This window comes from Nocardia sp. NPDC046763 (assembly GCF_040645495.1).
Lineage (GTDB): Bacteria > Actinomycetota > Actinomycetes > Mycobacteriales > Mycobacteriaceae > Nocardia.
On the sequence record NZ_JBEYYI010000001.1, the window covers coordinates 164,115 to 184,322 of the forward strand.

The window sequence follows — 20,208 nt, forward strand, 5'->3', positions numbered from 1 at the left end:
TGGCGACGCAGTGTCCCCAACAGCGTGAAGGGATCTCGCTCAAACGCCGAACCCTTTTGAATTCCGCGCCAAGGCGATTGGCCGACTGTGAGTGTGGGTCAGCGCTTGCGGCGCCGACCCAGGCCGCCACCGATGCGCTGGACCGAGCAGTCTGCGGGCAGATCTGGAAATGCAAAGGGCCGATCCTCTGCGAGAATCGGCCTTTACCTGCGGTGATTGTGGACCTGACGGACCAGCATACGAACCGGGCGGTGCTGGTTGATGGGCGGGACGTCATGATTCGAGCGGTTCGTTCCCGGTCAGGCCTGGTTGGCGGTGCCCGGTGATCGCCACCGCTCCCACTGCCCGATCGCAACGAATCATCTGAGGACGAAGGCGTCGACTCAATGACGACGCTCTGGCGAAGCAGCGGCGGCAAGAAGCGCACGATCATTGCGGCAGATCGCGCACACATGTTGCGGCAGATCGCGCACCCGTCCTGCGGCAGATCGCGCACCAGTTCTGAGGCAGATCGCGCACCAGTTCTGAGGCAGATCGCGCATTAAGTCTGCAATACTACTGCGGTGACCTCGTCCTTCTCGTCATCGCCGATTGGTCGGATCCTTCCCCGTCACGCCCATTCGGCAGTGCATGAAGCTCTTGCTGATACTCGTGTCGTTCTCGTCAACGGAGCTCGCCAGTGCGGAAAGAGCACGCTGGTCTCCCGGATAGGCAGGGAGATCGGCGCGACCTGGCGCAGCCTCGACAAGCCGGAGACTCGGCAGGCGGCCGGCTATGACCCCACACAGTTCGTCCTCGACGATTCCCTGTTGATCATCGACGAAGTGCAACGAGTACCGGAGCTGTTGCTGGCGATCAAGGAGACCGTCGACGCCGATGGACGACCCGGCCGGTTCCTGCTGACCGGTTCGGCTCACGTCATGGCGCTTCGGAGCGTTCCCGATGCCCTCCCCGGGCGCATGGAGACGATCGAACTCTGGCCGCTTTCCCAAGGCGAAATCGACGGCGCGCCCGACAGATTCATCGATTGCGCCTTCGAGCGCGGACCGCAGCTCCGGCACGATGGGACCGAGAATCGCGATGATTACATCGAACGGATCGCACGCGGCGGGTTCCCAGAAGCCGTTGCGCGAGAGGGCAAACGGCGTTCCCGGTTCTTCTCCTCCTACGTCGCCGATCTGATCAACCGAGACGTGATGCAGCTGTCCGAGATCGAACGTTCCGCGGAGATGTTCACCCTGGCCAATCTTGTTGCGGCCCGGTCCGGTCAACTTCTGGTGCCCGGCGCCCTCGGTAATGAACTCGGCCTGCCCAAGGACACCGTCGCCCGCTATCTTCGCCTCCTGGAAGAGGTTTTCCTGATCAAACGAATCCCCGCTTGGTCCCGAAACCTGACCACCCGGGCCGTCGCGACATCCAAGGTGTTCATGGTCGATTCCGGCATCGCCACATATTTGTGCGGTGCCGACCCGCGCGCGCTGCGGGCCGTGAACGGCCCGCTCGGATCTGTTCTGGAGGGCTTCGTAGCCGCCGAACTCGCTCGTCAGCTCACCTGGTCCGACCAGGAGGCCCGGATGTTCCACTACCGCACCCGCGACAACGTCGAGGTCGACATCATCCTCGAGAACAACCGACGCGAGGTGATTGCGATCGAGGTGAAGGCCGCCGCCACCGTCAAGGGCGAAGACTTCCGCGGTCTCCGCCACCTCGCAGAACGCCTTGGCGACGACCTCCTCGCCGGATACGTGCTCTACACCGGCACCGAAACCCTCCCCTTCGGGCCGAAATTCCGCGCCCTGCCGGTCAGTGCCCTATGGAACGCACACCCATGACCGCCTCGAACCGTTCGTGCGCTGCTACGAAAACAGCAGAGCCGCAGGCTATTGACCTGCGGCTCTGCTGTTCGGTGGAGCTAAGGGGAATCGAACCCCTGACCTTCTCGATGCGAACGAGACGCGCTACCAACTGCGCTATAGCCCCGCGGGGACGTTTCCGACCCGCGCTGGAGAACTTTAGCAGGTGGGGTGGGGAGTCGACGAATCGGCTGGTTGGAGAGGGTTTCTTGGGATGGGGGGCGGACAGGTGCCCGGCAACCGGCCTATCGTCGAACTCCGTTCGGGCTCGAGGCGCCGAACTGAGCGCTCAGGCGGACTCGCTGTAGGAGTCGAGCACCCTCAGGAACAGATCGAGCCGGTACTCGCGCACTGCCGGGTTGTCCGGTTCCAGTAGGCACTGGCCCAGCGTGCCGTCGTGTACCGCCACCAATGCCCGGCCCAGTGCCGCCGGATCCGGTACCCACCTGCCATTGCGGCGCATGAGCGCGACCACCACCGGGGTGAGTGCCGCGGCTATCGCCTCCTCTCGGGCCACCATCACCTGACGCAATGCGGGATTGCGCAGGGCGTGCGCGGTGAATTCCGAGGTGATACGAAACCACTTGTCATCCACCGGAACTGCCGCCAGCACCTGCTCGACCGCCCGCCGCGGATCGCCGCCCACTTCGCCGGGCGCATCCAGTACCGCTGCCGCCTCGGCCAGCATCGACGCCGACCGCTGCTCCCACATGGCCAGGAACAATTCCTCCAGTGAGGTGAAATTCGAGTAGAACGCACCCCGGGTGAATCCGGCCCGCTCACATACGTGTTCGACCGAACAACGGCCGAATCCCTCCTCGGCGAAGGCCTCGAACGCCGCATCCAGCAGCCGCTGCCGCGTCCCGGCCCGGCTGCGCCGCACCTTCACACCCCCGGCCGCCCCATCGGCAGCCGCCCCTTCCCGCTCGGATTCGTCATCGGCCCTGCTCACGCCCGCATCGTATCCGGTCCGGCGACCCCACCATCGAGGGTGCCGTGTGCCCTGGCCGTCGTGCCCACCCATCCTGTCGGCGGCGACCTTGTCGAACGCCGGGCCGGGGCGGTCGAACTGTGCCGTCTACCTGTCGGCGGTGGTCTCGTGGCACGCCGGGCCGGGGCGGTCGAACTGTGCCGTCTACCTGTCGGCGGCGGTCTCGTGGCATGCCAGGCCCGCACAGCCGAACCGAGCTGTCTGCCGCGGTCGGCCGGGGCTAAGGGTGGTGGCCGGGGAGGCCGGCGGCGTGGGCGGCGTCGGTGAGGACCTGCTCGAGCATGGCCGGGGTGAGGCGGCCGGTGAAGGTGTTCTGCTGGGAGGGGTGGTAGGTGCCGAACAGGTGGAGGGGGGCGCGGCCGGGGGTGGTTGGGGCGAGCTCGATTCGGGCGCCGTGGGTGAAGCGGGGCTTGGGTTTGGGTATGGCCCAGCCGGATTCGGCCAGGGCGGGCAGGGTGGCTTGCCAGCCCCAGGCGCCGAGTACGACGATTGCGCGGAGAGTGGGGGCCAGCAGGGTCAATTCGGTGGTCAGCCAGTGGCGGCAGGTATCGCGCTCGGTGGGGGTGGGTTTGTTGTCCGGTGGGGCGCAGTGCACGGGGGCGGTGACGCGGGTGCCCAGCAGCCGCAGGCCGTCGTCGGCGGAGACGCTGGTGGGCTGGTTGGCGAGACCGGCGGCGTGCATGCAGGCGATGAGGACGTCGCCGCTGCGGTCGCCGGTGAACATGCGGCCGGTGCGATTACCGCCGTGCGCGGCCGGCGCCAGGCCCACGATCAGCAGCCGGGCGTCCGCGGGACCGAAGCCGGGAACCGGCTTGCCCCAGTAATCCTCGTCACTGAAGGCGGCCCGCTTCTCGTGTGCGACCTGCTCGCGCCATGCCACCAGCCGGGGGCAGGCGCGACACGCGGTAAGTTCCGTGTCTAGCTGGGCAATTGTGCGGCACACAGGGTGACTCAACCATAAAGGGACTACGACCGTACGGCGGAGTGCCGGTGTGGCGGGCGCGGCATACTGTGCGCCGGTAGCCGAGAGTTAGCGATAAGGGATGGAAGTGGGCCACACGTGAGTGATCTCGTCGAACTCGGTACGCCTGTCGACGCGGCACAGAGTGTGGGAAACCTGCTGGGCGTGTTCGCATTCGGAGTGTCGGGCGCGCTGCTCGCGGTGCGTCGCCGCTTCGATGTGGTGGGCATCGCGGTGCTCGCGGTCGCCACCGCCACCGGTGGCGGTGTGATCCGCGATCTGGTCATCGGCCGCACTCCGCCGCTGGCTTTCGTTCAGGTGTCCTATGCCGGAGTCGCCCTACTGGCCGCGGCCGTCATCTTCTTCTGGCATCCGCCGGTGCGGCTGGTCCGCACCCCGCTGAATATCGCCGACGCCATCGGCCTCGGCATCTTCTGCGTGACCGGCACCGTGACCGCCTTCCAGCACGGCATGTCGGCGACCTCGTCGGCGGCGCTCGGTCTGGTGACCGCGGTGGGCGGCGGTGTGATCCGCGATGTCCTCGCCGGTGTCACACCCAGCGTGCTCAGTGACGGCGAGTTGTACGCCGTACCGGCCCTGCTCGGTTCCGCGGCGACGGCGCTGCTGCTGCACTACGGCCAATACACATACTGGACAGGCGGTTTGGCTGGGGCGGGCGCGGTCGGCCTGCGCCTGATCGCGTTGTTCCGGCACTGGCATGCCCCGATGGCCCGCCCGCACCGCCGCCGCGACGGGTGAGCGACACGCCCGCGCGCGGGGAGGCGAGCGCCTCAGTCGTGTCGCCCAGCGCGGTCCGGGCTGATTGATAGCATGGCGAAGGCTTGGCCGACTGGCTGTGAAATCACACCTCGAGAGAGTTTCCATCCAATGCAGTTCGAGATCGTCGAGCGGGACGAGACGTGGATTGCCGGGCTGCCGGTGCGCAGTCCCAAACGTGCCCTCGGTGAACTGCGCGATCACGATCTGGAAGTGGCCTGGGCCGCGGTGCTGCATCAGGAACTCGGTGGCCCGCTGGCCTCGGCCTACACCGACTACGCGGCCGAGCTCGGCACCTACAACACCCAGATCGTCGGCTACCAGTGCGGCTCGCTCGACGAGGTGACCCGCGGCCACGTGGTTGCCCGCCTGCCGCGCGGCACCTACGCCCGCTTCTCCTCGGTCGGCAACTTCCCTCAGGTGATGACCGATCTGTGGACGCAGATCGCCTACGCGGAGGAACACAAGCAGATCAAGCGCATTCACACCGGCGACTTCGAGACCTATCCGCACGCGTACAAGATCGATTTGTACCTGGCGGTCGAGCCGTCATGACCTATTCGATCGTGGTCCGGCCCGGCGGGGTCTACGGCGGCCTGGTGGTTCCGCGCGTGCGCCCCAGCTTCAAGGTTTCCAACAGCGAGCTCATCGAGTTCCTGCGCGACCGCCTGCGTGACCGGGAAGGCGCCGAGCGCCCGCTGGCCACCGTCTACGTCCCTGACCCGGCCGGCAACTACAACGTGCTGGTCTCCTACGAGTACAAGGGTCCCGACAACGTCCCGGTCGGTGACGTCCTCATCCGCGTCCCCAAGGGCGTCTACGCCCGCTTCCGGCCCAATGGCGATTATCACGATCCGGCCGAGGATGTCTGGGCTCAGGTCGACGACGCCACCGCTTCCGCCGAGATCACCCGCGCCTACCGCGAGGAGATCGAGATCTGGCACGGCACCGCCGAACTGGAGCTTTTCATCTCCATCCTGGTCTGATTGCCAATTGTTAACCAAATGGGTACCAACCGGTCTTGTTGCTGATTTTCGCGACTGATAGCAATGGCCTGACCAGGCGCGATTCCTGGAGCCACATCGGGGTTTCGGAGCATTTGCCGGACGCCTGGACAATTTCAGTTGGCTGGCGGATACTCCCCTAGGTGCTCGTGCCGGGCATGGCCGATGCACGGCCGTATCGGGCAGGGGCACAGGAGGATCGCGCGACGTCAGCGCATTAGTGGAGCGGAACTTTATGACAGTCGAACCGGTCTCGCTCGTCCCGGCGGAAGGGCCTGGTGATGGCATGTTCCAATCAACGGATCCGCAATCGGGTTACACATTCGTGATCGGTCCGCCGCAGGCGGATCTCCGCTTGTGGCGCAGGTGTATGGACGGTGCGCGCGAGGTTTACCGCCAGTTCGGCACCGAGGACGCACTCGAATACGACAAAGTGGTCGACGGCCGCTCCACCACGCTTTTCGGTGTCGCGCTGGACTCGGACGGCCGGGCCGTCGCGGGCATGCGCGTCTCCGGTCCGTACCGGCATGTCGACGAGGTGCACGCGGTGGCGAGCTGGGCGGGATTGCCCGGTGAGATCGCCTTCCGGCGGATGGTCGCCGATCAGATTCCCGAGGGTGTGATCGAGGGCAAGGCCGGCTGGACCGCGCGTGATGTCGAACACCGCGGCGCCCTGGTCGACTGGATCGCCCGGGCCTACGTCCACTCGATGGTGCTGCTCGGCGTGCGATACCAGGTCGGCGTGGCGCCCGAACATGCCCTCCGGTGCTACCGCAGCAGCGGCGCGCGTGTGGCGTGGTGGATCCCGGCGTCCTCGTACCCCGACGACCGCTATCGCACCGTGCCGGTGTGGTACGACATGCAGACCTATCGGTCCGTGGCAACGGAATCCCAGGTTCGGCTGATCGATGCGGAATTGTCGGAATTCATGGAATCGGGCCAGAAATTGCCGAGTACCTGGGTCCGGGGTGAGGGACTCGCGTAACGATGGCCGCAGATCTACCCGCGGCCGGTGAATACCGTCCGCTATTTTTCGATGAATCGAATCCTCAGGATGCCGCTCGGCTCACTGCATTGCGTGCCGATTCGACGGTCGAATTTTCCGATTTGCGCGATTTGCTGCGTGCCGAATTCGAATCCCTGGTCGCCCCACCGGAATTGTCCGAAGGATCGGAATTCGATCGCTGGGTCTTTTATCCGTGGCGGAACATCGTCCTCGGCCTGCCCGGCCCGCAACTGCTGCGGATCGTCCGTCTCGATCGCAACCGCAACAATCTCACCTACGCCGAACAGGAGCGACTCGGCGCCCTGTCCGTCGGCGTGGTCGGGCAGAGCGTCGGCCACGCGGTGGCGTACACCCTTGCGTTGGAAGGTATCTGTGGCCGGCTGCGGCTCGCCGACTTCGACGCCGTCGAACTGATCAATCTGAATCGCCTCCCCGGCACCCTGTTCGATATCGGCGAGAACAAGGCGGTGGTCACCGCCCGGCGGATCGCCGAGCTCGATCCGTACCTGCCGGTGGAGGTGTGGCAGGAGGGCGTGACCGACGAAAACCTCGAGGCCTTCCTCACGGATCTGTCGATCGTCGTCGACGAATGCGACTCCTTCGACATCAAACTCGCGCTGCGTGAGGGCGCCCGTAGTCGCCGGATGCCCCTGCTCATGCAGACCAGCGACCGTGGCCTGCTCGATGTGGAACGGTTCGACCTGGAGCCGGAACGGCCACCGTTCCACGGGCTGATCGGCGATATCGGCACCGCCCAACTGCGCGGGCTGACCCCTCGGGAGAAAGCCCCGTACCTCATTCGAATCCTGGACGGCCGCAACCTGTCCAGCCGGGGCGCGGCCAGCATGGTCGAACTGGGCGAAAGTCTCAACAGCTGGCCGCAACTCGGCTCGGAGGTGCTGCACGGCGGTTCCAGCATCGCGACCGCGGTGCGCCGTCTCGGCCTGGGCCTGAAACTGCCGTCCGGCCGGACCCGGCTGGACCTGGAGCGCAGCCTCGACGAGCTCGCCGAACCGGACCCGTTCGAAGATCTGGTCTGGGCCGAGCCGCCGCCCGAGGAGCCCAGCCCGGAATCCGGGATCGCAGCCGTCCTGTTCTGCGCCCAGCGCGCGCCCTCGGTGGGCAATGCGCAGCCGTGGACCCTCGGCGTCGATGCCGGGTCCGTCACGATTTCCCTTGCGCCCGAACGCTCGTCGATCGTGGACATCGCCTACCGCGGCAGCGCGATGGCGGTGGGTGCGGCGCTGTACAACGCCAAGGCCGCGGCCGCCGCACTCGGCATTCTCGGCAACAGCGAGTTCCGCATCGACGGCCCGGGACAGTTCCAGGCGGTACTGCGACCGGGAACGAACACCGATCCGGTGCTGGCCCGCGACTACCCGGCCCTGCTCGCGCGCCGAACCAATCGGCACTTCGGCAGCGGTGCGCCGATGCCCGCACCGGCGCTGGAAGCCCTGTCCACCGTCGCCGCGGATGCCGGTGTCGTGCTGCGCTCCGTGACCGATCCCGCCGATATCGAGCGCCTCGCCCTGCTGCTCGGCGAGTCCGACCGGGTCCGATATCTGACTCCCCGGTTGCATCGGGAGATGCTGTCCGAACTGCGGTGGCCAGGTGACGACGCGCGGACCGGCATGGACCTGCGCACCCTGGACCTCGCCGACGACGAATTGGCCAAGCTCGAGATCGCCCGCCGGGCCGACGTCATGGAGCTGGTGCGCGCCTGGGAGGGCGGTTTCGCGCTGGGTGAGTCTTCCCGCGGCCGGATCCGGACCAGCTCGGCCGTGGTGGCCGTGACCTTCCCCGCGCCGGTGCCGGACGACACGGCCGAATTGGTCGCCTACGCACGGGCAGGGGAGGCCGTTCAGCGGGTATGGATCGAGGCCGAACGGCACGGTCTCGCGGTCCAGCCGGTCTCGCCGGCTTTCCTCTACGTGCGACGCCCCGAGGACGTGGATAGGGTTTCCCCGGAGTTCGCCGATACACTAACGTCAGTTCAGGGCCGCTTCCTGGGCCTGTTGGGAGTGCCTGACAACGAGACAATGGCGGTGGTGCTTCGCCTCAGCTATGCGGTGGCGCCCACGGTTCGAAGCAGGCGACTTCCGGTACCGGGCGCGGAAACCCGCGGTTAGCGTGATCGGAGAATGACGGTGCCTCGGCGAACACTCGACTCACTGGTGACCCAGGTCGCCTCCGAGTTGATGGCGGTCGACGCCACGACCATGGCGTCGGCGAGTGAGCGGGTGCTGTCCTGGCTGGTCGAGCATTTCGATGTCGATTTCAGTTTTCTGCGCTTCACCGACCAGAAGCAGCGGGCCTCGATCCTGATCGCGGAATGGCCGCCCCGGCCGGTGGCCGTCGACCCGGACCCGTTGCGGGTGGCCTACTTCGACCAGACCAATTCGGTGTTCGCGCAGTTCGAGCACGCCACCGAGCCCATGGTGCTGCGGGACAGCGGCGAGTTTCCCGACTATCAGCAGTTCATCCTGGAATCGACCGGGTACTCACAGGTGTCCGCCGCCGCGGTGCCGCTGGTGTCGCGTGACGTGTCTACGGGTCTGCTCGGTTTCATCAAGGTCGGCGATCGTGACTGGAGCACCCGGGAAGTCAATGTGCTCAAGGCGATCGCCGCGTTGTTCGCCCAGTTGCAGGCACGCGTGGAGGCCGAGGAGCGGCTCCGCTATATCGCCATGCACGACGATCTGACCGGGTTGGCGAACCGGCGGGCGTTGCTGGAGCACATGGAGGATCGGCTCAGACCCGGCAGTCCGGGGCCGGTCGCGGCGTTCTTCCTGGATCTGGATCGGCTGAAGGCGCTCAACGACTTTCTCGGCCACACGGCCGGGGACAATTTCATCCGGACGCTGGCCACGCGCTTGCGCGAGAATTTGGATCCGGGTGACGTGATCGCCCGGCTGGGTGGCGACGAGTTTGTGATCGTGCCCGCCAAGCCGATGGACGCGGCGGCGGCCGAGCGTGAGGCGAGCCGAATTCAGCAGCTCGTCGCGCGGCGGGTGACCGTCGGCGAGGAGACCGTGAGCCGGGGCGCCAGCGTCGGGGTGGCGCTCGGTATTCCGGGTGAGACCACGGTCGCCGATGTGCTGCGGCGTGCGGATCACGCGCTGCTGTCGGCCAAGTCGAGCGGCGGCAACGGGGTCGCGGTGTTCACCGATGCCATGCGCGCGCAGTTCGAGCTGCAGGACGACGTGGAGCTGAATCTGCGCGGCGCGGTGGCCGACGGTTCGCTGGTGCTGCACTATCAGCCCGAGGTGGATCTGCGGACCGGCCGGGTGGTCGCGCTGGAGGCCCTGGTGCGCTGGCAGCATCCGACGCGCGGGCTGCTGCCGCCCGGTGCGTTCGTGGGTGTCGCGGAGGCCACCAATCTGGCGGGGGAGCTGGGCCGCTGGGTGATTCGCACGGCCGCCGAGCAGTTCGCGCAGTGGCGGCGGCGCGGGCTGGCGTCGAATGTGGTGATCCGGATCAATGTGTCTCCGGTGCAGCTGGTTTCGCTGGATTTCGTGGAGACCATCGAGGGGATCCTGCGGCGGTACGGCATCGACGGGTCGTCGGTGTGCCTGGAGATCACCGAACATGTTGTGGTGCAGGATCTTGCGCGCACGCAGGTGACCCTGCGCGGGTTGAAGCGGATGGGCGTGCAGATCGCCATCGACGACTTCGGGACGGGGTATTCCTCGCTGTCGCACCTCAAGGCGCTGCCGGTGGACGCGGTGAAGATCGACCGGGGTTTCGTACAGCGGCTGGGCGCCAGCGCGGATGATCTGGCGATCGTGAAATCGATTGTTGGACTGGCGGGTTCGTTCGGTCTCGGGGTGGTCGGCGAGGGCGTCGAGACCACCGTGGCGGCGCGCACGCTGGTGGCGCTGGGCTGCTACCGCGCGCAGGGGTTCCTGATCGCGCGGCCCATGCCGGGCGGGGAGGTCGAGGAGCATCTGGCGGCGGGGCGGATCGCGCTGGATCTGGACCTGCCCGGGACCAGTCGGTCGGTGCTGCCGGGGGCGTCCTGACTCGCGGTCCGGCGGTCCGGGGGTCACGGTCCGGCGGTCCGGATGGGCACGACTCCCTAACGTCCCCGCGCCGCGCGCGCAATCCCGGACCGGGGTGCGCGCGCCCAGGAAAATAGGGGCGTAACGGGTACTCGCCCAACTCGCGAACAGAATTGTTCGCGTAGTAGCGTGCGGTCTGACAGGGCTGTCGAAATGAGGGATGGATCGACGTGCGTGATCGTAGCCTGAGGGGCAAGAAGACTTTGATTACCGGCGCGGCGAGCGGCATCGGCCGGGCGACGGCACTGGCGGCGGCCCGCAAGGGCGCACGGCTGGTGCTCACCGACGTCAATGCCGAAGGGCTGGACGCGACCGTCGAAACCATCCGTTCCGCCGGCGGCATCGTCGAGGTCGCCAGCGCCCTCGACATCAGCGAATACGGGGCTGTCACCGCCTTCGCGGAGAAGGTCCACGAGGAGCTCGGCTCGCTGGACGTGCTGATGAACATCGCCGGCATCTCCACCTGGGGGACGGTGGAGAACCTGGAACATCGCCACTGGAAACGCATGGTGGATGTGAACCTCATGGGTCCCATTCACGTCATCGAGAACTTCGTGCCGCCCATGATCGAGGCGAAACGCGGTGGCGCGCTGGTCAATGTGTCCTCGGCCGCCGGTCTGCTCGCTTTCCCCTGGCACGCCGCCTACAGCGCCAGTAAGTTCGGTCTGCGCGGCGTGTCGGAGGTGCTGCGCTTCGATTTGGCGCGCCACCACATCGACGTCCACCTGGTGGTGCCCGGCGCGGTCGACACGCCGCTGGTGCAGACCGTGGACATTGTCGGCGTGGATCGCGACGACCCGCGAATCCAGGCCTGGATCAAGCGCTTCCGTCACCACGCCAAGTCTCCCGACCAGGTGGCCGAGGCGATCCTGCGCGGTGTCGAGAAGGGCACCTACCTGATCCATACCCAGTTCGACATTCGGTTCGGCTACTGGTGGTCCCGCAAGTTCGCCTGGCCCTACGAGTTCGCCATGCGCCGCGCCAACGACCTGTTCACCTCGTTCCTGCCGCGCAAGTAGTCACGCCTGGTCGAGCGCGGGGGCGCAGACGGCCTTGGTGCAGTTCTCGGCGGCGTGGGTGTCCAGCACGCGCGCGCCGGGGCCCTCGTCGCCGAGGTGGTCGTGGGCATTGAAGATCTTGCAGACGCCCAGCGAGAGGCAGCCGCAGCCGATGCAGCCGGTGAGGTTGTCGCGCAGCCGGATCAGCTGTTCGATGCGGTCGTCGAGGTCGGCGCGCCAGGTGGTGGAGAGGGTTTCCCAGTCGCGGCGGGAGGGGTTACGGCCGTCGGGGAGGTTGTCGAGGGCGCGGCGGATCTCGGCCAGCGGAATGCCGACCCGCTGTGAGATGCGGATGAACGCCACCCGGCGCAGGGTTTCCCGGGGGTAGCGGCGCTGATTCCCGCCGGTGCGGCGGGCCGTGATCAGGCCCTCTCGTTCGTAGAAATGCAAGGCGGACACCGAAACTCCGGCTCGCTGGGCGAGCTGACCGGGGGTCAGCTCCTTGGCCTGCCACGACGCGGTCTGCATACCTGAACATTACTCCAGGTTTTTGGCCGGTGCGACTCCTGGGTTCTCCCAGGGTGCGACTCGAGGCGCGAATTGCATGCCAACCGTGCCACGGGGAACTACCGTCGTGTCATGGGAACAAAGGCCGCACCCACGGCGCGACCGTTTTCCGTGACCTCGGAGGTCGGCGCGCTGCGCACGGTGCTGTTACACCGGCCGGGCGACGAGCTGCGCCGGCTCACTCCGCGCAACAACGACCAGTTGCTGTTCGACGCGATTCCCTGGGTGGAGCGCGCCCAGCAGGAACACGACACCTTCGCCGAGGTGTTGCGCGGGCGTGGCGTGGAGGTGCTGCTGCTGGCCGATGTGCTGACCGAGACCATCCAGGTCAGCGGCGCCGCGCGGATACAGGGCATCTCGGGCGCGGTGGACGCGCGGCGACTCGGGCACGTACTCGCCGACGAGCTGGCCGCCCACCTGCGCGGGGTGCCCGCGCCGGAACTGGCGCAGATCCTGATGTCCGGCATGACATTCGACGAGCTGCCCTTCGGCGCGGACGCCACCTCGCTGGTGCGGCGCATGCACCACGGGCACGACTTCGTCATCGACCCGCTGCCCAATCTGCTGTTCACCCGGGACTCCTCCTTCTGGATCGGGCCGCGGGTGGCCATCACCTCGCTGGCGCTGCCGGCCCGCGCCCGCGAAACCTCGCTCACCGACCTGATTTACGCCTTCCATCCCCGCTTCCTGGGCGTGCGACGGGCCTACGAATCGCACACCGCGCCGATCGAGGGTGGCGACGTGCTGCTGCTCGCGCCGGGCGTGGTGGCGGTCGGGGTGGGCGAGCGCACCACGGCGGCGGGAGCGGAAGCCTTGGCGCGCAGCCTGTTCGAGGACGATCTGGCGCGCACCGTGCTCGTGGTGCCGATCGCCCAGACCCGTGCGACCATGCATCTCGACACCGTCTGCACCATGGTGGACGTCGACGCGGTGGTCATGTACCCGGCCATCCAGGATGAGTTGTGCGCCTTCACCATTCGCAAGCAAGAGGGGCACGGGGTGAGCATCTCCGGCCCGGATCCCTTCCTGCGTGTGGCCGCCGAGGCCATGGGCATCGGCAAGCTGCGGGTGGTCGACACCGGTCTGGACGGCGTCACGGCCGAGCGGGAGCAGTGGGACGACGGCAACAACACTCTCGCCCTGGCCCCCGGCGTGGTGGTCGCCTACGAACGCAACGAGAACACCAATGCGCGGCTCGAAGACGCCGGAATCGAGGTGCTGCGCATCCCCGGCTCCGAATTGGGTTCCGGCCGTGGCGGTCCGCGCTGCCTGTCCTGCCCGTTGTCGCGTGACGAGGTGTGATGAAGCCATGCTGGACATCCCGGTCGACCACCACTCGACGGTCCCGCCGTACGAGCAGCTGCGCCAGGGCATCATCGCCCGGGTGCGCTCCGGCGAACTGGCCGCCGGGACCAAGATTCCCACCGTCCGGGCACTGGCGGCGACGCTGAAGCTGGCCCCGAACACGGTGGCCCGCGCCTACCGGGAGCTGGAGCAGGACGGCGTCCTCGAAACCCGTGGCCGCCTGGGCTCTTTCGTCGCCTCCTCCGGCGACCCCACCCGCGACCTGGCCGGCCGCGCCGCCACCGAATATGTCGCGGTGATCCGTCGACTCGGTCTCGACGACGCTGCCGCAGTGCGTTATCTGTACGCGGCGCTCGGCGAAACTCCCACGGTCAGTTGACCCTTCGGGCTCTCATCGCCAGCTCGGGAGCCAGAGGTGGTCGTGCCAGTTGCCCGGGGTGATGGGCATGGCGGTCAGGATCGGCCAGAGCCAGATGAAATTGGCGATGACCAGGGCCAGGTAGAGACTGACCAGCAACAGGCCCAGGCCTTGCCGCTCACTGAGTGGTGTGAAGTGTTGCCAGCCAGGGGCTCCCGACAGCCGTCGCCCGCTGGGTGGGGCGTGGCCGAGGATGTCGCCGAGCGCCAGCGCCACACCCATGGCCAGGAACGGGGCCAGCGGCACCGCGTAGAAGTAGTACATCTGCCGGTCGAGGTCCAGGAACCAGGGCAGGATGCCCGCACCGTAGCCGACCAGGACTGCCGCGTAGCGCCAGTCGCGGCGCACCGCGCTCCGCCACAGCGCCCACGCCAGCACGGGGAAGGCCACCCACCACAGCGCGGGGGTGCCGATCGCCATCACGGCCTTCACACAGGCGGGCTGGCCGCAGCCGGTGACATTGGTGTCGGCGTAGTAGTAGAGCATCGGCCGCAGGCCCATGGGCCAGGTCCACGGCTTGGATTCCCAGGGATGGTGATTGCCGGCGGAATTGGTCAGCTGCGAGTGGAAGGTGAGCACCTCGCCGCCGTAGTACCAGAGCCCGCGCAGCGCGCTCGGCACCCAGGAGAAGTCGCCGCCGCGTCCGACCTTCACCCCGACCGCGTACCGGTCGTAGCTGGTCTCGTTGGCGAACCAGCCCCAGAAGGAGGCCAGGTACACGAACACCGGGATGACGGCGAGCGCGTAGACGGTGGGTCCGAGATCGCGCCTGGCCACCCCCGCCCACGGCCGCTTCACCCGGTAGCCGCGGCGGGCCGAGAGATCGAAGGCCAGTGACAGCGCGACGAAACCGATGATCCAGTACGCGCCGGACCATTTGGTGCCGCAGGCCAGCCCGAGCAGGACACCCGCGCCGAAGCGCCACCAGCGCACCCCGAATCGCGGCCCGTATGCGCTGTCGTCGATGCGGCCCTGCGCGGCCACCAGCGCAATGCGCGCCCGGATGTCGTCGCGGTCCACCACCAGGCAGCCGAAAGCCGCCGTCACGAACAGGGCTTGGAAGATGTCGAGCATGCCGATGCGGGAGGACACGAAGGTGAGTCCGTCGCAGATGAGCAGAATGCCCGCGAACGCGCCGATCAGCGTGGATCGGGTCATGCGCCGGACGATGCGGATCACCAGCAGCACGATCAGCGTTCCGGAGACGGCAGCGGTGAACCGCCACCCCCACGGGGAGTAGCCGAAGATGGCCTCGCCCAGCGCGATCATCTGCTTGCCCACCGGCGGGTGTACCACCAGCCCGTAGCCGGGGTTGTCCTCCACGCCGCCACCGGTGAGTACCTGCCAGCCCTGCGGCGCGTAGTGCTTCTCGTCGAAGACGGGCGTGTGCAGATCGGTCGGATAGTTGAGGAACAGGAACCGGGTGACGGCGGCGACGGCTGTGAGGAACAGCGTGACCACCCACCCCCGAGCCCAATCCGTGGGCCCGAAATCGGGTGAGGGCACCAGCGGAGCCGGACTCGACAGCGCCGCCGTCTCCGCCCCCACCGCTGCCGGTCGCACGTCGGTCACCTGGGTCACGCCGTCGATCGTAAGCGGTACCCGCCCCCGAGTCCCGCTGCGGTGAGGATGGAGGTGCGCGGCGCCGGTCGATCGCATCGATAGAGTCGGGGGCGAGTTGGCGGACCCTTCGAGGAGTAGGAGCACCATGAGCGCGGAGCCGAGTGCCGGCGGACGGCTGGTCTTGGCGGCCACTCCCATGGGTGATATCGGGGATGCCTCGCAGCGACTGCGCGACGGGCTGGCGACCGCCGAGGTGGTGGCCGCTGAGGACACGCGGCGGACGCGTGCACTGGCCAAGGCTTTGAATATCGAGATCACCGGCCGGGTGGTGAGCTTCTACGACCATGTGGAGACTGCGCGGATCCCGATGCTGCTCGAGGAGATCGAGTCCGGCCGTACCGTACTGCTCGTCACCGATGCCGGGATGCCCTCGGTGAGCGATCCGGGCTATCGGATGGTGGCGGCCTGCGTGGAACGCGGCCTCCCGATCACCTGTCTGCCGGGCCCGTCCGCGGTGACCACCGCGCTCGCGCTGTCCGGCCTCCCGGTGGAGCGGTTCTGTTTCGACGGCTTCCCGCCCCGCAAGTCCGGCCAGCGCAGGGAGTGGCTGCGCACCCTCACCGCGGAGCCGCGGGCCGTCGTGTTCTTCGAGGCCCCGCACCGCCTGGCCGACTGCCTGGCCGATGCGGTCGAGGTGCTCGGCCCGGAGCGCCGCGCCGCGGTGTGCCGCGAGCTCACCAAGACCTACGAGGAGGTCGTGCGCGGCACGCTGGCCGAGCTGGCCGCATGGGCGGTCGAGGGCGCGCGGGGTGAGATCACCGTGGTTCTCGAAGGCGCGCAACCGGTTTCCGCCGAGCCCGCCGACCTGGTCGGCCAGGTGGAGGCGCTGATCGGCTCCGGGCTGCGGCTCAAGGACGCTTGTGCCGAGGTCTCCGCGGCCACGGGGGCCTCCCGTCGCGAACTCTACGACGCGGTGCTCGCCGCGCGGGCCGCCGAGTAGCCGGGCAGGGTTCGGGTAGCCGGGCAGGGCTCGGGACTGGCTCTCGAGTCCGATATCGCGGTGCGGGAATCACTCTCGGGGGTGAGGACCGTCCAGGCTTGCGGTGCGACCATCGCGGGGTGATCTCGGATGAGGTGCGGCGGTCGGGAAGTATCGGTGCGATGGTCGGCGCCTACGTGGTGCTGGCGTTTCTGGCGTCCGGAGTTCTGCTTGCGGTGCAGGCGAATTCGGGGATCGACCCGGCGGCGCTGTCGCTGACGCAATTCGGGCCCGCGGTGGGGGTGGGGATCGTGGCCCTGGTGTGGCGGCAACGCCTGGCCGCCCTGCTGCCCGCGTCGGTGTCGTGGGACGTGGTGCGCGGACATGGCGTGGCGGTGGTGGTTTCGTGTGCGGTCATCGGCCTGTCGACCGCCGCGATGGCCTCCGACTCGATGAAGCTGCACGGTCCGGTTGCGGTGGGCGGGGTGCCCTTCGCGGTGTTCGTGCTGCTCCAGCTGGTCGGGGCGGCGGGGGAGGAGGCGGGGTGGCGCGGATTCCTGCAGCCGGTGCTGGAGTCGCGGTATGCCCGGCCGATGGCGATCGGGATCACCGGGGTGGTCTGGGCGGTGTGGCATGTGCAGGCATTCGCGGCGGGACCCGCGGTGGCGGCGGCATTTCTGGCGGCGGTCCTCGGATTCGCCGGTGTGCTGGGGTTTCTCGCGGTCGGCAGTTACTCGCAGCGGGTTGTGATCGGCACCGTCGGGCACTGGCTGATCAATGTGGCGCTGTACCTGGTGATGGGGGATGACACGCTGGGCGTGCCACAGCTGTACTACTACGCCGCAGCAGCGCTTATCGTCGGTGCGGCCGTGTGGATTTCGCGCCGGGGAGCGGGTGTCCGCGTGACCGGGTGAGCGGCAGGCGCGGCCGAGATTTGTGCACTGTGAGTGTATGCAGCGGCCGGGGCGGCCGATGGCGGGACCGGTCAACCCGGCCACTGTTAGAGTGCCCGATCATGGTGCACGAAACCGATGTCTCGGCAGGCGAATTGGCAATCGAGCCGTTCGTGCTGACCGATGACTTCTATCAGCACCCACACGCCGCATACGACCTGTTGCGTGCGCGCGGGCCCGCGCATTTCGTGCGTTTCCCGGACGGCGGCACCGGTTGGCTGATCACCGACTACGAGGCGGCCAAGGCGGCCTTCCTGAACCCCGCGATCAGCAAGGCCCTCAAATCCGAGGGCGCGCGGACGGCACTGGCGGGTGATGGCGCGGGTGCTCAGGCGGCCGGCGCCATGTTCGGCGACATGATGCTCTTCTACGACCCGCCGGAGCACACCCGCCTGCGCACCCTGGTGAACCGGGCGTTCAGCAGCCGTGCCGTGCGTGAATTGGCGGCGCGCATCACCGAATTGGCCGATGCGCTGCTCGCCGATCTGGCCGCCGCTGCCGCCGCCGATCAGGATCTGCTGGACCGCTACGCCTTCCCGCTGCCCATGCTGGTCATCTGCGAACTGCTCGGTGTGCCCCAGGCGGATCGCGACGACTTCCGCGCCTGGTCCACCACCCTGGTCTCCAATGACGAGACCGTCGAGGCCCGCGGGGCCGCGGTGCAGCAGTTCCTCGCCTACATCGATCGACTCATCCACGCCAAGCGCGACGAACCCTCCGATGACCTGCTCTCCGAACTCATCTCGGTCAGCGAGGACGGCGACCGGCTCTCGCACCGTGAGCTGATCAGCATGGTGTTCCTGCTGCTGGTCGCGGGTTTCGAGACCACCGTGAACCTCATCTCGAACGCGGTCGCGATCCTGCTGACGGACAAGGATGTCCGGACCGCACTGGCCGAAACACCCGATCGGGTACCGGATTTCGTGGAGGAGGTTCTGCGCTACGAGTCGCCGGCGAGCGAGGCCACCTTCCGCTACACCACCGTCCCGGTCACCCTGGGCGGCGTCGAAATCCCCGCCGGTCAGCGCCTTCTGGTGTCCATGGCGGCCGCCGACCGCGACCCGGCCCGCTTCGCCGATCCGCACCGCGTGGATCTGGACCGTACCGACAAGAACCATCTCGCCTTCGGCCACGGCGTCCACCGCTGTGTCGGCGCGGCCTTGGCGCGCATGGAGGGCGGGATCGCGCTGAGCCGTCTGCTGGCGACCTACCCGGATCTGGAATTGGCCGCCGGGGCGGAGCTGGTCTGGCGCAAATCCCTGATCGTGCGGGGTCTCACCGCCCTGCCGGTGCGGCTTCGTCCCTGAACCGGGCGTCGGCCCGTCGAGATGTGCGCACGATGAAGGGGGTTGTGCGCCCATCTCCGCGGGCCGACGCGCACGGGCCGAATCGGTTTCCGCCGGCGGCGGGTCCGGCTCGGTTCGCGGGTGCGCCGAGTTCAATGGCGAACATCGGCGGCCCTCGGAAACGCAGCTGCGTGTCCGCGAGCGGGATTCGCGCCACGCAGCTGCGTCACCGGAGCGTCAGGACGTGGCGGGACTCGGTTTCTGCAGAAAGTCCCCGATCTGCTGGACGGCCTCGGCCGCCTCCGGGTGAAACGACCAGTAGATCTGGAAGCAGTGCCCCTCGACGGCGAAGCTGTCGTGCCGGACCGCGACTTCGGCCGTGCGTAGCCGCGCGACGAGTCGATGGGTATTGCGTCCCAACCCGTCGAACTCACTCGACTGCACCAGGGTGGGCGGCAGACCGGTGAGATCCGCGCACATCGGATTGGCCTCGGGATCGCTGGCCGGGCGTCCCGCCAGGTAGGCGTTCTGAAACCGCATGTGCTGTTCCACATCCGCCGGCGGGTCGTCTTCCGGGGCATAGAAGTCGACGGCGGGACAGATCAGGACGGTCGCGCTCGGCATGGGCAGCCCGGCGTCGCGTGCCCGAGCCAGCATCGCGAGGACCAGCATGCCCCCGGTCGAATCGCCCACCAGCGCAATCTGTTCCGGCTGCCGTCCGTGGGTCAGCAGCCACCGGTAGGCGGTGAGCACATCGTCGAGGGCCGCGGGGAACGGATGTTCCGGGGCGAGGCGGTATTCCGGGACCAGCACCCGGGTGTGCCCGGCTTGCGCGACCGCGCCCGCCATGCTGCGGTAACCGTAGGCCGAGCCCATCATGAAGCCGCCGCCGTGCACGTAGATCGCCGTCGACTCCGTGTCGTCGGTGGGCACGAGCTGGATCCCGGGCACGCCTCCCGTGTTGACCGGTTCCAGCGTGACCCCCTCGGGTATGGGGAACTCCGCGTGCATGAGTTCGAAGGCCGATCGCATCGGCGCCAGATCGCCGTTGAAGGTCTCCTCCACCGGATTCCACAGCCGGTCCATGCGGGCCGAGAGCTCGCCGCCCGCCGCGCGGGCCGCCGTCAGGGCGCTGTCCAGGTCGGCGAGCACGTCACGGGTTCGATCCAGCAGCGCCGTGCCCGCGGGAGTGAGGCCCACGCTGCGGGTATTGCGATGGAAGAGATCGCAGCCAACCAGCTTTTCCAATGACCGGATGGTCCGGCTGAGCGCGGGCTGGGTGACGTAGAGCCGCTGCGCCGCCCGGCCGAAGTTCAATTCCTCGGCGACCGCGACGAAGGCCCGCAGGTGGCGGAGTTCCACGCCCTCGGGGGTCTGCGGTAGCGGCTCGACCATGCGCCCGAGTATGCCCGCCCCGCATTCATTCCGCAGGAGCATCACTGTCTTGCGAACCCGGCAATTCCATGGGCTTTCCGAAACTGCGACC

General features: G+C 67.9%; 18 protein-coding genes and 1 tRNA gene. 13 read left to right on the plus strand and 6 right to left on the minus strand.

Annotation, left to right across the window (positions count from 1 at the left end; translation table 11 throughout):
- Positions 1 to 626 precede the first annotated feature (626 nt).
- Positions 627 to 1,832 carry an ATP-binding protein gene (locus ABZ909_RS00790; RefSeq protein WP_356995518.1) on the plus strand — a complete coding sequence of 402 codons (1,206 nt, stop codon included), beginning with the start codon at positions 627 to 629 and terminating at the stop codon, positions 1,830 to 1,832.
- Between the two features lie 75 nt (positions 1,833 to 1,907).
- Here the strand turns inward: ABZ909_RS00790 and ABZ909_RS00795 are convergent.
- The 3 genes from ABZ909_RS00795 to ABZ909_RS00805 form a co-directional block, all read right to left on the minus strand.
- Positions 1,908 to 1,980: transfer RNA gene (locus ABZ909_RS00795), tRNA-Ala, on the minus strand.
- A gap of 162 nt (positions 1,981 to 2,142) precedes the next feature.
- Positions 2,143 to 2,736 carry a TetR/AcrR family transcriptional regulator gene (locus tag ABZ909_RS00800; RefSeq protein WP_356995894.1) on the minus strand — a complete coding sequence of 198 codons (594 nt, stop codon included), beginning with the start codon at positions 2,734 to 2,736 and terminating at the stop codon, positions 2,143 to 2,145.
- A gap of 328 nt (positions 2,737 to 3,064) precedes the next feature.
- Complete coding sequence (locus ABZ909_RS00805) at positions 3,065 to 3,787, minus strand: uracil-DNA glycosylase (protein ID WP_356995519.1); 723 nt, start codon at positions 3,785 to 3,787, stop codon at positions 3,065 to 3,067.
- A 117-nt stretch (positions 3,788 to 3,904) separates the two neighbouring features.
- Here ABZ909_RS00805 and ABZ909_RS00810 point away from each other — a divergent pair, with 117 nt between their 5' ends.
- From ABZ909_RS00810 to ABZ909_RS00840, 7 genes are all read left to right on the plus strand, one after another.
- A complete protein-coding gene (locus ABZ909_RS00810; RefSeq protein WP_356995520.1) occupies positions 3,905 to 4,564 on the plus strand; it encodes a trimeric intracellular cation channel family protein in 660 nt (219 codons plus the stop codon).
- Between the two features lie 129 nt (positions 4,565 to 4,693).
- Positions 4,694 to 5,137: a GyrI-like domain-containing protein gene (locus ABZ909_RS00815; RefSeq protein ID WP_356995521.1), complete on the plus strand. Its 444-nt coding sequence runs from the start codon at positions 4,694 to 4,696 to the stop codon at positions 5,135 to 5,137.
- Positions 5,134 to 5,568: an effector binding domain-containing protein gene (locus tag ABZ909_RS00820; RefSeq protein ID WP_356995522.1), complete on the plus strand. Its 435-nt coding sequence runs from the start codon at positions 5,134 to 5,136 to the stop codon at positions 5,566 to 5,568. The genes ABZ909_RS00815 and ABZ909_RS00820 overlap by 4 nt, the downstream gene beginning before the upstream one ends.
- A gap of 388 nt (positions 5,569 to 5,956) precedes the next feature.
- Positions 5,957 to 6,571, plus strand: a complete 615-nt coding sequence (locus ABZ909_RS00825; RefSeq protein WP_356995523.1) for a hypothetical protein — start codon at positions 5,957 to 5,959, stop codon at positions 6,569 to 6,571.
- 2 nt (positions 6,572 to 6,573) lie between these two features.
- Positions 6,574 to 8,721 carry an Rv1355c family protein gene (locus ABZ909_RS00830; protein WP_356995524.1) on the plus strand — a complete coding sequence of 716 codons (2,148 nt, stop codon included), beginning with the start codon at positions 6,574 to 6,576 and terminating at the stop codon, positions 8,719 to 8,721.
- Between the two features lie 69 nt (positions 8,722 to 8,790).
- Complete coding sequence (locus tag ABZ909_RS00835; RefSeq protein WP_356995895.1) at positions 8,791 to 10,614, plus strand: sensor domain-containing phosphodiesterase; 1,824 nt, start codon at positions 8,791 to 8,793, stop codon at positions 10,612 to 10,614.
- 209 nt (positions 10,615 to 10,823) lie between these two features.
- Positions 10,824 to 11,672 (plus strand): SDR family oxidoreductase, encoded by an 849-nt coding sequence (locus ABZ909_RS00840; protein WP_356995525.1) that lies wholly within the window; start codon positions 10,824 to 10,826, stop codon positions 11,670 to 11,672.
- On the opposite strand, the gene soxR is transcribed toward ABZ909_RS00840, so the two are convergent.
- Positions 11,673 to 12,179, minus strand: coding sequence for a redox-sensitive transcriptional activator SoxR (gene soxR, locus ABZ909_RS00845; protein WP_356995526.1), 507 nt, complete (start codon positions 12,177 to 12,179; stop codon positions 11,673 to 11,675).
- A gap of 111 nt (positions 12,180 to 12,290) precedes the next feature.
- Between soxR and arcA the strand changes: the two genes are divergently transcribed.
- Complete coding sequence (gene arcA, locus ABZ909_RS00850; protein WP_356995527.1) at positions 12,291 to 13,520, plus strand: arginine deiminase; 1,230 nt, start codon at positions 12,291 to 12,293, stop codon at positions 13,518 to 13,520.
- Between the two features lie 7 nt (positions 13,521 to 13,527).
- On the plus strand, positions 13,528 to 13,902 hold the full coding sequence (locus ABZ909_RS00855; protein WP_356995528.1) for a GntR family transcriptional regulator: 375 nt from the start codon (positions 13,528 to 13,530) through the stop codon (positions 13,900 to 13,902).
- Positions 13,903 to 13,914: 12 nt separating this feature from the next.
- Here the strand turns inward: ABZ909_RS00855 and ABZ909_RS00860 are convergent, their stop codons facing one another.
- Positions 13,915 to 15,513, minus strand: a complete 1,599-nt coding sequence (locus ABZ909_RS00860) for a phospholipid carrier-dependent glycosyltransferase (RefSeq protein WP_356995896.1) — start codon at positions 15,511 to 15,513, stop codon at positions 13,915 to 13,917.
- Positions 15,514 to 15,649: 136 nt separating this feature from the next.
- On the opposite strand from ABZ909_RS00860, the gene rsmI reads away from it, so the two are divergent.
- The 3 genes from rsmI (at position 15,650) to ABZ909_RS00875 (ending at position 18,743) form a co-directional block, all read left to right on the plus strand.
- On the plus strand, positions 15,650 to 16,504 hold the full coding sequence (rsmI, locus tag ABZ909_RS00865) for a 16S rRNA (cytidine(1402)-2'-O)-methyltransferase (protein WP_356995529.1): 855 nt from the start codon (positions 15,650 to 15,652) through the stop codon (positions 16,502 to 16,504).
- Between the two features lie 119 nt (positions 16,505 to 16,623).
- Complete coding sequence (locus ABZ909_RS00870) at positions 16,624 to 17,397, plus strand: type II CAAX endopeptidase family protein (RefSeq protein ID WP_356995530.1); 774 nt, start codon at positions 16,624 to 16,626, stop codon at positions 17,395 to 17,397.
- Between the two features lie 101 nt (positions 17,398 to 17,498).
- The gene (locus ABZ909_RS00875) at positions 17,499 to 18,743 is read left to right on the plus strand and encodes a cytochrome P450 (protein WP_356995531.1); all 1,245 of its coding nucleotides are present in this window, start codon (positions 17,499 to 17,501) and stop codon (positions 18,741 to 18,743) included.
- Positions 18,744 to 18,959: 216 nt separating this feature from the next.
- Here ABZ909_RS00875 and ABZ909_RS00880 read toward each other — a convergent pair whose 3' ends face one another.
- Positions 18,960 to 20,117, minus strand: coding sequence for an alpha/beta fold hydrolase (locus ABZ909_RS00880; RefSeq protein ID WP_356995532.1), 1,158 nt, complete (start codon positions 20,115 to 20,117; stop codon positions 18,960 to 18,962).
- Positions 20,118 to 20,208: the final 91 nt, after the last annotated feature.

Bases quoted from the DNA above. Each gene is read 5' to 3' on its own strand.
- ABZ909_RS00815 (WP_356995521.1), top strand. From the start codon at position 4,694: ATGCAGTTCGAGATCGTCGAGCGGGACGAGACGTGGATTGCCGGGCTG.
- ABZ909_RS00820 (WP_356995522.1), top strand. From the start codon at position 5,134: ATGACCTATTCGATCGTGGTCCGGCCCGGCGGGGTCTACGGCGGCCTG.
- ABZ909_RS00825 (WP_356995523.1), top strand. From the start codon at position 5,957: ATGGACGGTGCGCGCGAGGTTTACCGCCAGTTCGGCACCGAGGACGCA.
- ABZ909_RS00830 (WP_356995524.1), top strand. From the start codon at position 6,574: ATGGCCGCAGATCTACCCGCGGCCGGTGAATACCGTCCGCTATTTTTC.
- ABZ909_RS00835 (WP_356995895.1), top strand. From the start codon at position 8,791: ATGGCGGTCGACGCCACGACCATGGCGTCGGCGAGTGAGCGGGTGCTG.
- soxR (WP_356995526.1), bottom strand. From the start codon at position 12,179: ATGCAGACCGCGTCGTGGCAGGCCAAGGAGCTGACCCCCGGTCAGCTC.
- arcA (WP_356995527.1), top strand. From the start codon at position 12,291: ATGGGAACAAAGGCCGCACCCACGGCGCGACCGTTTTCCGTGACCTCG.
- ABZ909_RS00855 (WP_356995528.1), top strand. From the start codon at position 13,528: ATGCTGGACATCCCGGTCGACCACCACTCGACGGTCCCGCCGTACGAG.
- rsmI (WP_356995529.1), top strand. From the start codon at position 15,650: ATGAGCGCGGAGCCGAGTGCCGGCGGACGGCTGGTCTTGGCGGCCACT.
- ABZ909_RS00875 (WP_356995531.1), top strand. From the start codon at position 17,499: ATGGTGCACGAAACCGATGTCTCGGCAGGCGAATTGGCAATCGAGCCG.
- ABZ909_RS00880 (WP_356995532.1), bottom strand. From the start codon at position 20,117: ATGGTCGAGCCGCTACCGCAGACCCCCGAGGGCGTGGAACTCCGCCAC.